At 66.0% G+C, this 15,840-nt stretch carries 15 protein-coding genes; 11 read left to right on the plus strand and 4 right to left on the minus strand.

What is annotated here, in order from left to right; all coding sequences use genetic code 11:
* Positions 1-525: methionine ABC transporter ATP-binding protein (locus AC3XYG_RS37905; protein WP_489145075.1), on the minus strand; the 525-nt coding region annotated here is incomplete at its 3' end.
* 641 nt (positions 526-1,166) lie between these two features.
* Between AC3XYG_RS37905 and AC3XYG_RS37910 the strand changes: the two genes are divergently transcribed.
* The 3 genes from AC3XYG_RS37910 (at position 1,167) to AC3XYG_RS37920 (ending at position 4,793) form a co-directional block, all read left to right on the plus strand.
* A complete protein-coding gene (locus AC3XYG_RS37910; protein WP_489145076.1) occupies positions 1,167-1,382 on the plus strand; it encodes a hypothetical protein in 216 nt (71 codons plus the stop codon).
* Between the two features lie 235 nt (positions 1,383-1,617).
* Positions 1,618-3,453 (plus strand): ABC transporter ATP-binding protein, encoded by a 1,836-nt coding sequence (locus AC3XYG_RS37915; protein WP_489145077.1) that lies wholly within the window; start codon positions 1,618-1,620, stop codon positions 3,451-3,453.
* A gap of 59 nt (positions 3,454-3,512) precedes the next feature.
* Positions 3,513-4,793, plus strand: a complete 1,281-nt coding sequence (locus tag AC3XYG_RS37920; RefSeq protein ID WP_489145078.1) for a glycosyltransferase family 4 protein — start codon at positions 3,513-3,515, stop codon at positions 4,791-4,793.
* 55 nt (positions 4,794-4,848) lie between these two features.
* On the opposite strand, the gene AC3XYG_RS37925 is transcribed toward AC3XYG_RS37920, so the two are convergent.
* Together AC3XYG_RS37925 and AC3XYG_RS37930 are read right to left on the minus strand one after the other, a co-directional pair.
* Positions 4,849-5,862 carry a glycosyltransferase gene (locus AC3XYG_RS37925; RefSeq protein WP_489145079.1) on the minus strand — a complete coding sequence of 338 codons (1,014 nt, stop codon included), beginning with the start codon at positions 5,860-5,862 and terminating at the stop codon, positions 4,849-4,851.
* Between the two features lie 13 nt (positions 5,863-5,875).
* Positions 5,876-9,004, minus strand: a complete 3,129-nt coding sequence (locus AC3XYG_RS37930) for a class I SAM-dependent methyltransferase (protein ID WP_489145080.1) — start codon at positions 9,002-9,004, stop codon at positions 5,876-5,878.
* 107 nt (positions 9,005-9,111) lie between these two features.
* On the opposite strand from AC3XYG_RS37930, the gene AC3XYG_RS37935 reads away from it, so the two are divergent.
* The 8 genes from AC3XYG_RS37935 to AC3XYG_RS37970 all read left to right on the plus strand — a co-directional run bounded on the left by AC3XYG_RS37935 (position 9,112) and on the right by AC3XYG_RS37970 (position 15,542).
* Positions 9,112-10,383 (plus strand): glycosyltransferase family 4 protein, encoded by a 1,272-nt coding sequence (locus AC3XYG_RS37935; RefSeq protein ID WP_489145081.1) that lies wholly within the window; start codon positions 9,112-9,114, stop codon positions 10,381-10,383.
* Between the two features lie 23 nt (positions 10,384-10,406).
* On the plus strand, positions 10,407-10,811 hold the full coding sequence (locus AC3XYG_RS37940) for a DUF4214 domain-containing protein (protein ID WP_489145082.1): 405 nt from the start codon (positions 10,407-10,409) through the stop codon (positions 10,809-10,811).
* 50 nt (positions 10,812-10,861) lie between these two features.
* Positions 10,862-11,932: a UDP-glucose 4-epimerase GalE gene (galE, locus tag AC3XYG_RS37945; protein WP_489145083.1), complete on the plus strand. Its 1,071-nt coding sequence runs from the start codon at positions 10,862-10,864 to the stop codon at positions 11,930-11,932.
* Between the two features lie 92 nt (positions 11,933-12,024).
* The gene (rfbA, locus tag AC3XYG_RS37950) at positions 12,025-12,912 is read left to right on the plus strand and encodes a glucose-1-phosphate thymidylyltransferase RfbA (RefSeq protein ID WP_489145084.1); all 888 of its coding nucleotides are present in this window, start codon (positions 12,025-12,027) and stop codon (positions 12,910-12,912) included.
* A 48-nt stretch (positions 12,913-12,960) separates the two neighbouring features.
* Positions 12,961-13,863 carry a hypothetical protein gene (locus tag AC3XYG_RS37955; RefSeq protein WP_489145085.1) on the plus strand — a complete coding sequence of 301 codons (903 nt, stop codon included), beginning with the start codon at positions 12,961-12,963 and terminating at the stop codon, positions 13,861-13,863.
* Positions 13,864-13,883: 20 nt separating this feature from the next.
* On the plus strand, positions 13,884-14,327 hold the full coding sequence (locus AC3XYG_RS37960; protein WP_489145086.1) for an HIT family protein: 444 nt from the start codon (positions 13,884-13,886) through the stop codon (positions 14,325-14,327).
* A gap of 63 nt (positions 14,328-14,390) precedes the next feature.
* Entirely contained in the window at positions 14,391-14,984 is a 594-nt protein-coding gene (locus AC3XYG_RS37965) for an exopolysaccharide biosynthesis protein (protein ID WP_489145087.1), read from the plus strand.
* A 105-nt stretch (positions 14,985-15,089) separates the two neighbouring features.
* Positions 15,090-15,542, plus strand: a complete 453-nt coding sequence (locus tag AC3XYG_RS37970) for a hypothetical protein (RefSeq protein WP_489145088.1) — start codon at positions 15,090-15,092, stop codon at positions 15,540-15,542.
* Positions 15,543-15,563: 21 nt separating this feature from the next.
* Here the strand turns inward: AC3XYG_RS37970 and AC3XYG_RS37975 are convergent.
* Positions 15,564-15,840: GNAT family N-acetyltransferase (locus tag AC3XYG_RS37975; RefSeq protein ID WP_489145089.1), on the minus strand; the 277-nt coding region annotated here is incomplete at its 5' end.

A 15,840-nucleotide genomic window follows, 5' to 3' on the forward strand; every position in this document is an offset into this window, starting at 1 on the left:
CTCGGGGTCGAGCGCCGAGGTCGCCTCGTCGCACAGCAGCACGTTCGGCTCGCTGGCCAGGGCGCGGGCGACACCGACGCGCTGCTTCTGGCCGCCGGACAGTTCGGCCGGGTAGCGGTCGCGCTTGTCGGTCAACCCGACCAGCTCCAGCAGCCGGTCGACCCGCTGGGCGATGGTGCGGCGGTCCAGGCCGGCCAGCTCCAGCGGCAGGGCGACATTGCCGAACACGGTGCGCGAGGACAGCAGCGCGAAATGCTGGAAGATCATGCCGATCTTCCGGCGTTCGGCCCGCAGCGCGGATTCCGGCAGGGCCGTCAGCTCGGTGCCGTCGACCGTCACGGTGCCGGCGGTCGGCCGCTCCAGCAGGTTGATCAGCCGGATCAGCGTCGACTTGCCGGCGCCGCTGGGGCCGATCACGCCGAAGATCTCGCCGCGCTCGACGGTCAGCGACACGTCGGCCAGCGCCGCGACCTGGGCCTGGCCCGGGCGGTTGAAGGTCTTGGAGACGGAATCGAGACGGATCATGGGAAGCGCCGGGTGGTGGAAGCGGTCGGGATCAGAGGCTGCCCGGTCGCTGCAAAGCAGAGGGCAGGGGACGGCGGGCGCGGGGCCTGGGTCAGGTGCGGCGACAGCGCATCCGCGCCACAGCCGCCCGATCCGTGGACAGGGGCCGTCGCGCAAAAGGGCTGTGGGGTACCGTCCTGGCCATCGTCGTGTCCTCGCCTCGTCATCCGAGGGAACCACGACCTGCATCGTGGCGCTTTAGCGGTTGGTGTCGCGGGCGCAAGCTGCTTCCCATCAAATCGCCGCGGACCCGTCACGGTGGATCATTCCGGTTCCGTCTAGATATCGTGCGCGGGCCGGCTCCGTCAATGAATCGCGGCATGCGGTGTGTGGATTGCAGGATTTCACAGTTACGGATCGGATGAATGAGGGCCCCCGAAAAGCACCTGCCAGACATAGGCGCGCAGATCATTGTTCCCACGCAACGGCGGGTCGGCGGTGGAAGTGCGGAATCCGGGTGAGATCGTGTCAAAGTCGTGACATGCGCACTTACCATTGCTGCGCTGCAAAAACTCTGATCCTGTCCCGGCGAGAACATCCTACATTAGGCATGCAACCGAAGACACCAGAGGGAGCCGGTATCGGCCGGCACAGAGGTAAGCATGCATATCGACGTTTTGGATTTCGTCTCCACCCCCGCCCGTCCCGCCGGCCTGTTCGCCCGGATCCGCCAGGCGGCCGCCCGCCGCATCGCCGAGCACCGCGAGTACGCCCGGATCCATGACGAGCTGCTGAAGCTCGACCGGCGAGAGATGGAAGAGCTGGGCATCGGCCCGGCGGATTTCGACTCGATCGCCCGCGGCACCTACAGTCGCTGAGGCCTGAGACAGACGGCCGCGCCCCAGGGCGACGGACCGTCCCTTTTCCCACGGGGTGCGTGCCCCGCCCCCGCCGGTCGATCCGGCCGGGCGGCGGTGCCGCACCCCGTCGTCGTTTCGGGGGCCCAGATCGCGGGCAAGATGGTCCAGTCGAGGGAACCGTCGGCGCTGCCGGTGGCTGCTTGTCGCGACTGTCATTTGGCGGATCGGCCAGACGGCGCTATATGAGCACCCCATGAGCAAGACACCACGCCTCCCGCGCGCGCCGCGCGTCCCAGGGCAGCCGACCGACTGGGAGCTCGCGAAGCGGATGATCCGCGAACACATGAAGGGCCATTTCTGGCGCTTCGTGATCGCCTTCCTGTGCCTGGCGGCGACCAGTGCCGCCAGCGTGGCCATCCCCTACACGCTGCAGAAGATCCTCGACGGCATCTTCACCGACAAGCGGCCCGAGCTGCTGGTGCCGATCTCGCTCGCCGTGGTGGCGATCTTCTTTGTCCGCGGCGCCGCGACCTATGGCTTCACCGTGGTGATGAACAGCATTGGCCGGCGCATCGTGGCCGAGCTGCAGATGCGGATGTTCAGCAAGAAGATCTGGGACGATCTCGCCAGCTTCCATGCCACCGCCTCGGGCCACCTGGTCAGCACCTTCACCTTCAACGTCCAGGCCGTGTCCGGCGCGGTCTCGACCGGCGCCGCCAGCATCGGGCGCGATGCGACCTCGGTGGTCGGCTACATCGTGGCGATGTTCCTGCTGGACTGGAAGCTGGCGCTGATCGCGTCGATCACCTTCCCGCTGTCGATCTTCCCCCTGCTCAAGGTCGGGCGCGACCTGCGCAAGGTCACCCGCAAGTCGCAGTACGGCATGGGCGAGCTGACCAGCTACCTGACCCAGGTGTTCCAGGGCATCCGCCACGTCAAGGCCTACAATGCCGAGCCGCGGGCGATCAAGGCGACCAACACCTTCGTCCAGTCGGTGTCGAAGCTGTCGCAGCGGATGACGAAGATCAAATCCTACAACGCGCCGTTCATGGACGCGCTATCGGGCCTGGCCATCGCTGGTGTGATCTTCTACGGCGGGTCGCAGGTGATCGCCGGCACCCGGACCACCGGCGCCTTCACCGCCTTCATCGCCGCCGTGATCCTGGCCTACGACCCGTTGAAGCGGATCGTGAACACCTGGGGCACGATGCAGCAGGGGTTGACCGCCGCCGAAGGCATCTTCGACATGATCGACAAGGAGCCGTCGATCCGGGACCGGGCCGGCGCGGTCACGCTCGGTCAGGCCACCGGTGCTGTCGCGCTGGAGGATGTGCATTTCGCCTACGGCCCGTCGATCCCGGCGCTGCGCGGCGTCTCGATCAACATCCCGGCGGGGCAGACCGTGGCGCTGGTCGGCCCCTCCGGCGCCGGCAAGTCGACGCTGTTGAACCTGATCCCGCGCTTCTACGACCCGACCGGCGGCGTGGTGCGGGTCGAGGGGCACGACATCCGCGACATCACCCAGCACTCGCTGCGCGACCAGATCGGCCTGGTCAGCCAGGAGACGACGCTGTTCGATGCCAGCGTGCGCGAAAACATCGCCTTCGCCCGGCCCGGCGCCAGCCAGGAGGAGGTCGAGGCCGCGGCCCGGGCGGCGGCGGCGCATGAGTTCATCCTCGACCTGCCGCAGGGCTACGACACCATGATCGGTGAGCAGGGCGTGCGCCTGTCGGGCGGGCAGCGGCAGCGCCTGTCGATCGCCCGCGCTATGCTGAAGAACGCACCGATCCTGCTGCTGGACGAGGCGACCTCGGCCCTCGACACCGAGAATGAGCGCCAGGTGCAGGAGGCGCTGACCCGCCTGATGATCGGCCGCACCACGGTGATGATCGCGCATCGCCTGTCGACCGTGCGTGGCGCCGACCTGATCTATGTGATGGACCAGGGCCAGGTCATCGAGACCGGCAGCCATGCCGAACTGCTGCAGCGCGGCGGCCTGTACGCCCGGCTGTGGGCGATGCAGACGGCCGAGGACGATGTCGCCGAGGCTGAGGCCGAGGCGCCGCTGCCCATCGCGGTGGCTGGGTGACGGCGAGGCTTCGGGCCGGCGCAGCATCCGGGGACCAGGCACCACGACTGTTCTGCGACATGACGCCGATCCTGGCGCATGCCCGCGGCCACAGCACGGTCACCGGCGTCCAGCGCGTGGTGCTGCGGATCGTCGGGCACCTCGTGGCGACGCATGGGCCGGAGGCGGTCCGCGGCCTCGCGTGGCATCCCAAGCTCCGGCAGCCCGTCGAGATCGACCTCTCGTTCCTCGGGCCTGACTACCGGTTCGAGTCACACCACGCCCGGTTCCTGCGCGACATGGCGATCCCCAACGATGCGGCTGGCGGCGACCGCAGGCCGCTGCGCCGGCTCGCCGCGAAGCTCGACCGGCTGCGCTGGCGGCTGGGCGGCGCGCGTGGTGCCGGCAACCGTCTGTCGCGCCCGACGATCGCGCCGCAAGACAGGATCTTCGTGCCGGTGCCCACGCTGCGCAACGACACCTATATCGATTTCCTCGGCACCCGGAAGGCCGCGGGCAACGCCGTTTTCCAACTCATCCACGATGTCATCCCGCTCAAGCTGCCGGAGGTGGCGAAGCCCGGGCATGACGTCGAGTTCCGTCGCTTCCTCGATCGCACGCCCGACTATGTCTCCGGGTTTCTCTGCGTATCCGACCAGACCCAGGCGGATCTGCGGGAGGTGATGCCGGCCGGCGCCGCCGGGATCCCGACCCGTGTCGTTCCCCTGGCCCATGAGTTCATGGGCGAAGCCGGCGATGACGCCGCGATCGGATCGGCGGTGCGGGCCCTTGCCGACCGGCCGTTCGTGCTCTGCGTCGGCACGATCGAGGTCCGCAAAAACGCGTTCGCCCTGTGCAAGGTCTGGGACTCGCTGCGCCAGGAATTCGGCGACCGGCTGCCACGGCTGGTGCTGGCGGGCCAGCGCGGCTGGCGGACCGACGACCTGTTCGATCTGCTGGCGGAGACCGGCAATCTCGGCGGGACGGTCGCCGTGGCCCAGGTGCCGTCGGACGCCGAACTGGCCTTCCTGTATCGCCATTGCAGCTTCACCGTGTTTCCCAGCCTATATGAGGGCTGGGGCCTGCCGATCGGCGAGAGCCTGTGGTTCGGCAAGCACTGCGTCGCCTCGAAGACATCGTCGATGCCGCAGGTCGGCGGCGACCTGGTCGATTATGTCGATCCGCAGGATCCCGCCGATATGCACCGGGTCATCGCGCGGGCGATCTGGGAGCCGGGCTACCTGCAGATGCGGGAAGACCGGATCCGGGCCGCCGGGCTGCGCCGCTGGGCGGATGTGGCCGCTCAAATCTGGACCGATGCGTTCTCAGATCGGCCGGATGCCTTGCCTCCCAACCCGTGATCCCAAGCGATTCCAGATTACCGCAGCGCCCCCGCTCAGTCCGATGCCTCCACGATCAGGCAGGAAGGGCCGATACGGCGACAAGCGTCTCGTTGGATCGGGGAGTGGTCCGGTGCAGCAGATCCTGCCAGTCGATGGCATGCTCATCATTCGCCGCAACCACATCGCGATCCGGCAGAATGCTCTGAATAAAACTGATACTCTCCCGCGGCACCCGTACCGTCAGGTGGTGATGTTTCCATAACCGGTAGCAAAGCACGCCTGCTTCCATGACGGAGGCATCTGTCGCATCCGCCAACCCTTGCAGGGCCGAAGGCAGCGTCCGGGCGATATCGACGTCTTTGAACCGTTCTCTCACGATTTGCGACGCCCGGCTCTGCTCACTGGCGTGAAGAGACGACACCGATGTCGCCGAGATCGTGTACTGGTAGAGTGGCGCTTCGATCATCGCCGGCTTGAAGAAGCGCAACCAGACACCCCAGAGCGCATAGTCCTCGCAATGTTGGAAATCGGCGTCTGCCGAATATCCGCCGAGCAGGCGATAGATCTCGCGTCGGGCAATGACGCTGCCGTGTGGGAACGGACAGCCACCGTTGACAAAGAAATCCAGGATGCCCGGCCAGCCGGCAGGACGAATAGGCGTGTCGATAACGTCGCCCGTGGGCGTCACGCGGGTCATGCCGGTGGCGGTGATGGTCAGATCCGGATCCTCGTCGAACAACGCCAATTGTTGCTCGATCTTGTGTTCGGTCCAGCGATCGTCAGCATCGATGCGGGCAATAAGGGGGTAGGATGCTGACCGGAGTCCCGTGTTGAGGGCGCCGACGATACCCTTGTTCACATCATGCCGAAGCCAGCGAACCTCGTTGGCGCAAGGCCCGAGCTGGGTGGCGAATTGCCGAATTGGGGTTTGGCATCCGTCATCGATGATCAGAAATTCCATTGGCCCTGGGAATTTCTGATCCACCACGGATTCGATGGCCCGGCGCAATAGGCGAAGAGCTTCCACGGACGTCTTGCGGGTGAAGACCGGCATGACCACGGAGACGGCATTGTCATGATCGTTCATTGCAAGATCGTCCTCAGGCCTTGAACAGAATCCGGGCGGCTTCCAGCTGCGCCAAGTGCCGCGCCTCCAAAAACTGTGCCTGGTCGTCCGGAAAGTCGATGATATCGCGCCAAAATACGCCGGGCGAAAGGGCTTCGAGGGCGGCCCGGGTTCGGGTTCTGATCCGCAAGGCGCATTCTTCGAAATGGATGGGATCTTGCTTGACGGCGACGTTGCCGTCGCCGATCAGCCGAAATTCGGAGACCGTCTCGAACACAGGGGTGAAGCGAGCCCCGGCTGCCAGCAGTTGCAGCAGGAAATCCCAGTCTTCCAGATAGTTGATCGTCTCATCGAAGCGGGCCGCACAGGCAATCAAGGCCTCGGTGCGGACGATATAAGCATTGATGGGGATAAAGTTGTCCACGAACAAGGCCATTATCGGAAGAAGGTGATGCATGGCCTCTACGGCGCCCGCTTCGGAAATCGCGTTGGTCAATCCGAACACGACGTCAGCCCGCGATAGTCTTGCTGCATCGGTCAGACGTTCGCTGAAGCCGGGAAGCAGGTGGTCGTCGTCATCGAGAAAGCACAGGAAATCATATGTCCTGCGATTCTCGGTCAGAAAATCCAGAGCGACATTGCAAGGGTAACCCCTTCGACGTTCCGTATCCGGGGCATGAAGGACAACGATATCGGACCCGACTTCCGCGAGCCAGTCCCGCAGATTGGAGAAAACGGTTTCACCGCCATGCACGACCACACAGGGTGTGATCCACGGTCGCTGTTCGAGAACCGACCTAACCGCTGCCGCTAACAACTCCAACCTGGTGCCCTGGGTGCGGATGATACAAAGGCCCCTCGGCTCTTCCCGAAGATCATCGCCGCAGACCGGCGGGGAGATCGGTGCGGCCAAGTGGTCCCGCAGAAAACGCGCCAGCACGTGCCGCGCCAGCCGTGCCTGGCGCGATTGGGACGACACCGATTGCGAGTGCCCGTGCCAACGGTAGCGGTAGAGAGCCTCCGGAATCTGAAGCAACGGTTCAGATGCCGCGGCCCGCAAGGCGAAATCGAAATCCTGTACGCCACTGAACCTGGGATTGAAGCCGCCCACCGCATCGATCAGATCGCGTCGAATGGCCTTGAGGTGCCCAGCCACCATTCCGCGTTCAAACAGATCCGTCGTCGGATGCTCATGCTGGCGATGACGCAGTTCGTTGCCGTGCTCATCGATATCGATCATTGACGAGCAGATGTAACGGCAAAGTGGCAGTTTTGCTATGTAGTGGTCGAGCACGCTCAGCGCTTGCGGCTCGATCTCGTCATCGCAATCCAGGAACAGAATCCATGGGAATCGTGCGGCCTCGACCCCCTGGTTCAGCCGGCCGACAATGCCACGATTGGTGCCGTCGGAGATGATACGGGTGTTGCCAAGCAAAGATGGCGGGATCAACTCGCGGAGCGACGCATCATGCACGTCGGGATCGTCGTTCAACACGATCCATTCGATTCGGCAGCCTGCTGTCTGTGGATCAGACGCATCCGTCAGGCCCGCCACGCTTTCCGCGCAGCGGCGGAAGAAATCGATGTGGCGATAGAATGACGTCACGATCGAATAGGAGACAGGCACTTGGCTCGGCGGCACGGATGTCGGGGGCGATGCGGCTTCCAGGAACCTTCGGACCGTATCTCCGCTGCCCAGCCGCATATGGAGGGGACGCGGCGCGGGCTTCGCCTCGATCAGAGCATAGCGTTGAATGATGGCGTTGGTTTCTTGCTCATATTGTGCCGCATTCCTCCCGATCCTGGCCCTTTCGAACCATTGTCCTGGCGAGAGAGCATCAGCCCCGTACCATCCGTGATGGCCATGAGGGCTGATCGAAGCAGGTGAACTGACGCGCGGGAGACGATCTGCCTGAGGCGACGGCAGAGACCGAAGCCGACGATACCGCTTGTCGATCGACCGGCCTAAACGGCTGAAGAAACCGCGCGGCACCTTGTTGCCTCGAGCATCGACCCTTCTCCCCCCTCTCCGAACCCGTTGTTTCAGCTTGCCCAAACCCAGATCCAGCTCTCGAAGCAATGCGGTTGCCTTCCAAGGCCAGGAGCGGCGAAGGGCCCGCCAACGCTCGCGCGTTTCGTTCAACTGGCTCGCCAGGTGTGCCTGCTGGGTTCGCGCGTCATGGATCTCGGCGGTCCTGGCGTCCTGCGCCTGTCGCATTTCCGCGAGAAGGTTCAGGGCCTCGCCGAGCCGTGTTTCCGCGTCCGCCCGCCGACGCTCGGACTCCTCGAAATGCCGGATCTTTGCGGAGAGTTGCATATCCCGGCTGGCGGTTTCGGTTGCCAGCCTCTCCTCACTGCGCAACGACTCGTTTACCAGTCTCTCCTCGATGCGTGCGATCTCGGCGCGGAGTTCGGAGAGAGCTGTTCCTTGGACCCGATGATCCAAGAGGATGGTCAGCGAAGCCCCGAGACGGCTATAGATCTGACGGATTGCTGCCGTCTGTTCGCTCGATCGCAGCGACAGGAAGCGAAGCACGGCTTCGGGAACCGATCCCCCGTAGGCGACCACGCCGAGACCATGGCCATGCAAAAATTCGAAGTTCGGATATTGCCCCTGCAACTCTCCCCAGAGCTTGAAGACGCCGAAATCCCGCTCCCGGACGTTCGTATCATGAAATAGGACAACCGACCGATCCGACAGCTTGGGTCGCCAAGCATCGAAATCGTGTTTCACATCTTCATAGAAATGGCGTCCATCGATGTGGAGAAGATCGATCGAGCCGTCTGGAATATACCGAAGGGCCTCATCGAAAGTCGCGCGGACGAGCTGGGAGAAATCGGCATATCGGCTGTCATGATATTCGCGAACCTGCTCGTACACGGATTCGCTATAAAATCCGGCATGCTCGTCACCTTGCCATGTGTCGATTGCATAACAACGCGTGTCGAGCTTGAGATGCCTCACCGATTGGCAGAATGCGAAGTGGGAATAACCTCGATGGGTTCCAAGTTCGACGATGCAACGGGGGCGCAGAGCATCGATGAGCCAGAAGGCGAACGGTGCATGCTCCAACCAGGCGGAGTGATCCAGAAACTCAGGAAGCCAGAAGGTGGGAACGGAGACGGCTTGAGCGATCGTATCCGTCTGAGTATCAGGATGCATGCCAGACCTATGTCAGGGTTTCGCGGCTGCTATACCGCAGAGGTTGTGCCCCGTCCATGTCACTCGGCCGGTCGCGCTAGCCGGTCCTGCCGGCCAGCGGGTGCTTCGTGAGCGCTTCCGGGATCACCATCGGTACTGGTGCACCGGGCTTTTTATCCCGTGACTTGCCGCGCCGGAAGATCAGCGTCGCCGTTCCCTTCCCGATCTGGCCACCGCGCGCGGGTGGGCAGAGCCGGGTCTTTCACCTCTACCGGCTGTTGGCGAGGCACCACGACGTCGAAATTGTCTGTGTGACCAACGCCAACGACCTGCCCTCCGAACGCGAGATCGCGCCTGGTCTGCGCGAGATCCGGGTGCCGAAATCGAAGGCCCACCGGCAGGCGGAGCTGGCGTTCACCCGGGCCATCCCCGGCGTCCCGATCACCGATGTTGCCATGCCCCGGCTGATTCATCTCAGCCCTATGTACCGGGCTGCCCTGGCGGCCTCCGCCTCCGGTGCCGATCTGACTGTGGCATCGCATCCTTACCTGTTCCCGCTGCTGCGCGAGGTGGCCGACCGGCCGCCGTGGTATGAGGCTCACAATGTCGAGACGCTGCTCAAGCGCCAGATGCTGCCTGACACGCCCATGGCGCGCGAATTGTTGGCGGAGACCGAGCGGGTCGAGCGGGAGTGTTGCGCCGCCGCGGCCCGGGTGCTCGTTTGCGCCGAGACCGATGGGTTGGTGTTCCGGCGAGACTTCGGCGTGCCGACTGCACATATCGTCGAACTGCCGAACGGCGTGGATCTCGACACCGTCACCTATATCGGGCCGGCCGCACGGCGGGCACGACAGGATCGCCTCGGGCTGGGGGATGCGACCACGCTGCTGTTCATGGGCAGCGGCCACAAGCCGAACGCTGACGCACTCGATGCCGTCTTGCGCTTCGCTGCTTCATGCCCCGACATCCGATTCCTGATCGTGGGCAGCGTCTGCAGTCATGTCGCCCACCAGTTGGTCCCAGCCAATGTTGGGTTGATGGGCGAGGTCGACGACATGACCAAGGATACGGTGCTTGGCACCGTCGACGGCGCCCTCAATCCGATGCTCGGAGGATCGGGTACCAATCTGAAGATGCTCGACTATTTTGCCAGTGGTGTGCCGGTGATCTCCACCCCCCATGGCGTCCGCGGGCTGGCGGTGGATGATGGCGTGCATCTGAGGTTGAGCGACCTTGAGGATTTTCCAGCGGCGTTGCGGCGACTGCAGGCGGAAAACGGCAGTGCCGCGCTCGCGGCGCGGATGATGGCCGCCCGCCGCCTGGCTGAAGATCGCTATGCCTGGCCGGTGATCGCCGACCGTTTCCTGGCTGCCATCGACGCCGCGATGGCAGAGGTATGACAGCGCCAGGCCCACCGGCCGGGGTGGCCGAAGTGATCGCGCGGATCCGGGCTGAAGCCGAGCGGCGCCGACGGATCGAGGGGGAGTTGCGCGGTTCGGGCGTCGAGGAGCCCTTCCCGGCCCGCCGGAAATACGCACTCAGCGAGTTCCTGGCACTAGAGGACGAACAATTCGTGCGGGCGGCCTATCAAGGGCTGTTGCGGCGGATGCCGGAATCGGCCGAATTGGTGGCCGGGCTCAACCAATTGCAGACCGGGCGCGACGCCAAGATCGAACTGCTGGTCGGCCTGCACCGGTCACCGGAGGGGCGTCGGCTCGCGGTGAAGGTGTCCGATCTCAACCGCCATCGCCGCCTCGGACGGCTGCGGCGCCTGCCGGTGCTGGGGCCGGTCCTGGCCTGGGCGGCGGCGTGGGACCGAGGTGCTTGACGGATGCGGTGCCTGATGCCTGATTGCGCACCGCGTCAGGCGCCGTCGTCTTGTCCTATCGGGCACGACATGCCATGCGACATGGAAGAGGATCCGTTGTGACCCGTGCCATACTCGTCACCGGCGGCGCCGGCTATATCGGCAGCCACACCTGCAAGCGGTTGGCTGAAGCAGGCTATATCCCGGTCGCCTATGACGACCTCTCGCGTGGCCACCGGGAATTCGTGCAATGGGGGCCGCTGGAGGAAGCCGATATTCGCGATTCGGATGCCCTGGATCGGGCCATGGCGCGACATCGCCCTATTGCGATCCTGCATTTCGCGGCGTTGACCTATGTCGGTGAATCCACCGTCGAGCCGGAACGCTACTACGACAACAATGTCGGGGGCTCTCTCGCCCTGCTCGCCGCGGCACGTCGCGCCGGCATCAGCCGCATCGTGTTCTCCAGCACCTGTGCCACCTATGGTTCTGTCGACCGCAGCCCGCTGACGGAGGATCTGCCGCAGCTTCCGCTCCACCCCTATGGCTGGTCAAAGCTGATGGTCGAGCGAATGCTCGCCGATTGCGGCATGGCTTACGGCCTGCGTTGGGTTGCTTTGCGCTACTTCAACGCCTGCGGGGCCGATCCGGCGGGGGCAATCGGCGAGGATCATGATCCAGAAACCCATTTGATCCCGCGGGTGCTGATGGCCGCGGCGGGCCGGCTACCGCGGATCGACATCCTGGGCGAGGATCATCCAACCCCGGATGGCACCTGCATCCGCGACTATATCCATGTCGACGATCTGGCCGACGCGCATCTGCGCGCGCTGGAGTATCTCCTCGCCGGTGGCGAATCGGATGCTTTCAATCTCGGCACCGGCAAGGGCTATTCCGTCCGTCAGGTGATTGCCGCCGCGGAGCGCATCACCGGTCGGCCGATCCCGATGCGGGTGGTCGCTGCCCGGCCCGGCGACGCGCCCGAACTGGTGGCCGACCCGGTCAAGGCGGCGCGCATCCTCGATTTCATTCCGCGCTTCGATCTTGACGATTCGATCTCGACAGCTTGGCACTGGCTCATGCGCGGCACGGTCGCGGCCCATGCGCTGCCGGATAGCCGCGGCATCGGTCACTCGCGATGATGCGGATGTTCGTTTCTGCCACTGAGCTGACTGGTTCTGATTTTAGAGTATAGCTCTGCCGCAATTGACACAGGCAACTGGAGTTCTCGTCTATGAAGGGCATCATCCTTGCCGGCGGCAGCGGCACGCGGTTGCATCCGCTGACGCTGGCCACCTCGAAGCAGCTGATGCCGGTCTATGACAAGCCGATGATCTACTACCCGCTCAGCGTGCTGATGCTGGCCGGCATCCGCGAGGTGCTGGTGATCTCGACCCCGCACGACATGCCGCAGTTCCAGCGGCTGCTCGGCGACGGGTCGCAATGGGGCATGGCCTTCGAATATGCCGTGCAGCCCAGCCCGGACGGCCTCGCCCAGGCCTATATCATTGGTGCCGATTTCGTCGCCGGCGGCCCTTCGGCCCTGATCCTGGGCGACAACATCTATCACGGCCACGGCCTGCCGGAGCTGCTGGGCGCCGCCACCGCCGAGACGCAGGGCGCCAGCGTCTTCGCCTATTACGTCAACGACCCCGAACGCTACGGCGTGGTCAATTTCGGCGCTGACGGCCGCGCCGCCGTGATCGAGGAGAAGCCGCCCCAGCCGACCTCGAACTGGGCGGTCACCGGCCTCTATTTCTACGATTCGCAGGTGGTCGACATCGCTGCGAACCTGAAGCCCTCGGCCCGCGGCGAGCTGGAGATCACCGACGTCAACCGCGCCTATCTCGAGCGTGGCCAGCTGCATGTGCAGAAGATGGGCCGCGGCTTCGCCTGGTTCGACATGGGCACGCATGACAGTCTGCTCGAGGCCGCCAGCTACGTGCAGACCCTGGAGCGGCGGCAGGGCCAGCGCGTCGCCTGCCCGGAGGAGATCGCCTTCCACCAGGGCTTCATCAACCATGACGAGCTGGTGGTGCAGGCCAACCGCTTCGTGAAGAGCGGCTATGGCCAGTACCTGCTGCGGGTGGCGGAGAGCGACGGCCCCGACAGCGGGCTGTAGCGGACCATGCCGTCAGCGCGCCGGAGCCTCCCTGCGCTGGGGTGGAGGATGGCGGCCCGGCTGCTGCCCGGCCGCGGCCTGCGGGTGCTGACCCTGATGGCCCGGCATGGCACCGAGAAGTATCCCGATGCCCTGGCGGCGATCGATGCCGTGTTCCGCCGCCGCATGCCGGCCGCCCGGCGCCGCATCGTGGTGATCGACAACGCGCTGCCCGAAGGCCATGTCGCTTCCGGGCCGGGCGATCTGACGGTGATCGGCGGCGACAATGCCGCCTGGGAGTTCTCGGCCTGGGAGCGCGGTCTGCGCTTCGCCGATGCGGAGCTCGACGATTACGACCTGATCCACCTCGCCACCTCGGCCTTCGACACGCTCTACACCGGCTATCTCAGGCGCTTCGACGACGCGCTGCTGGCCGAGATCGCGCGCCATCGCATCGCCTGCGGCCACATCGACCATTACGACCGCCCGGTCGCCCTGCTGGGGCAGGAGTCGCAGCACTGGATCCGGTCGTCCTTCCTGCTGCTGCCGCCGGCAGAGCTGCGCCGCCTCGGCTCGCCGGTCTCGATCGGGCCCGACCAGCGCGCGACGTTCTTCTCCGGCGACCCGGCGGCGCCGTTCCGGCCGGACGCGCCGCTGTCCGAGACCTATCGGCGCTACATCACCGACTGGCTGCTCGGCGCCGGCACCGGCCAGGGGGTGGAGTGGCACTCCCGCTTCACGCTGAAGGCGGACACGCTGGGCTTCTTCGAGCAGAAGACCCTGGCGATCCTGAACGAGCAGATGCTGTCGTTGCGCCTGCGGGCCCAGGGCTGCGCCCTGGCCGACACCGTCTGGGCGGCGACCGCGCTGGCCCGGGCCGGGCGCCTGCCTGAGCCACTGCCGGACTGGCGGGCGCAGCTGGCGGGCCGTGACCGCAACGCGGTGCCGCTGGAGCGGACGCAGCCCCTGTAACCCAAGAGGACGCATCACCCATGTCGCTCGACGGAGCCTACGACCCGGCCAATGTCTTCGCCCGGATCCTGCGCGGCGAGCTGCCGTCGGTGCCGGTCTACCAGGACGACGCCATCCTCGCCTTCATGGATGTGTTCCCGCAGGCCGAAGGCCATGTCCTGGTGATCCCCAAGCAAGGCACGGCTCGCAACCTCCTGGAGGTCGACCCGGCCACGCTGGGGCTGCTGATCGCCGCGGTGCAGCGGGTCGCGGCGGCGGTGCACACGGCGCTGCAGCCGGACGGGCTGATGGTGGCCCAGTTCAACGGCGCCGCTGCCGGCCAGACGGTCGACCACCTGCACTTCCACGTCATCCCGCGCTGGGAGGGCCGGCCGATGAAGGGCCACGGCCATGGCGAGATGGCCGATGCCGGGACCTTGCGCGTCCTGGCCGGCCGCATCGCGGCGGCGCTGCCGCCGGCCTGAGAGGGCTGCGATGCAGCACGGGCGGAGGCGGGTCGCCGGTCGATCGGCTATCCTGGCCCGACCATGGCGACCCGGATCCCGACCTCCGACCTGCTGGACGGGCTGCTGCGCGAGGCGCCGGCGGAGCGGGTGACGCTGGGCTGGCTGGTGGCCCGCCTGGGCGACCGCTCCTTCGGCCTGATCATGCTGCTGCTGGCGCTGCTCGGGGTGATGCCCGGCGCATCCGGCCTGGTCGGGCCGCTGCTCGGCATCCTCGCGGTGCAGATGATGCTGGGCCATGCCGGCCCGGTCTTCCCCGGCCGCGTCGCCGCGCGCAGCATTCGCACCCAGGGGCTGGCCCGCACCCTCGGCCGCGTCGTGCCGGTGCTGCGCCGGGTCGAGGGCTTCATCCACCCGCGCTGGGCGGTGCCGTTAGAGGCGGCGCGCCGCGGCGTCGGCGCGGTGGTGCTGCTGCTCGGCGCCATGCTGCTGGCGCCGATCCCGCTCAGCAACGTGCCGCCGGCCCTGGCCATCGTGCTGATCGCGGTGGCGTATCTGGAGGAGGACGGGCTGCTGCTGTGCCTGGCCCTCGCCGTCGCCGCGCTGATGCTGGCCGTCGCGGCCGGCGCGGTGTGGCAGGCGATGAGCGGGCTGGGCTGGGTCCAGGGCCTGTTCTAGCCGCCGCCACCCCGGCCCGAAAGCAATGATCTTCCAGGAATATCGGTTGAATTTGGAAAGAAATGTCCCATTTATGAGGCCCCCGACATTGCGGTTGCCGAAGACATGCCCGACACCGACGTCTTCCGCCTGCAGAACTCGGACCTGAACACCTTCCTGTACGCGGATGTCGGCACGGAATCGAACGGCATGCCCCTGAGCGTGGTGTCGATGCTCGGGCGGCTCGGCGGCGACCCCTGGGCGGATGCCGGCCGGCTGTCGCGCCAGCCGCGCGAGGCGGCGACGCGGGAGCTGGCGGAGATCATCACCGGCGCGGCCCGCAGCGAGCGGTCGAGCGCCGAGATCCTGGCGATCGCCACCCGGCTGGCGGCACTGCTGCCCTCCGGCTCGTCGCGCCGGGCGCCGGCCGCGGCGCCTGGCCGGGCCCCAGCGGGCGGCCCGACCAAGATCCCGCGCCTGCCGGCCTTCGGCATCCATCTCAGCGTGTCGTCGCTGACCTGGGGCGCCATCATCATCACCGGCATGCTGCTGCTGGCGCGGATGCTCGGGATCATCTGACCCCGGTCATCCCGCCGACAGTCACGGGTACTGCATCAGATAGGCCTCGCCCGTCACCCGCAGCATCGGGTGCGGCACGATCGTGCAGGAATCGACGATGCGGAAGCCGTGCCGTTCGTAGAAGCGCCGGGCGCCGATGTTCGACGCATAGTCGATCAGGCTGAGGCCGGCGAGGCCGAGATCCGCCGCCCGCTGCCGGGCCGCCTCCAGCAGCCTGGTGCCCAGGCCCTGGTTCCGCCACGCCTCGTACAGCGCCAGGCTGGAGATGTAGAGCGTGTTCGGGATCTCCAGCCTGGCA

The sequence above is a fragment of the Inquilinus sp. genome, from assembly GCF_057815775.1.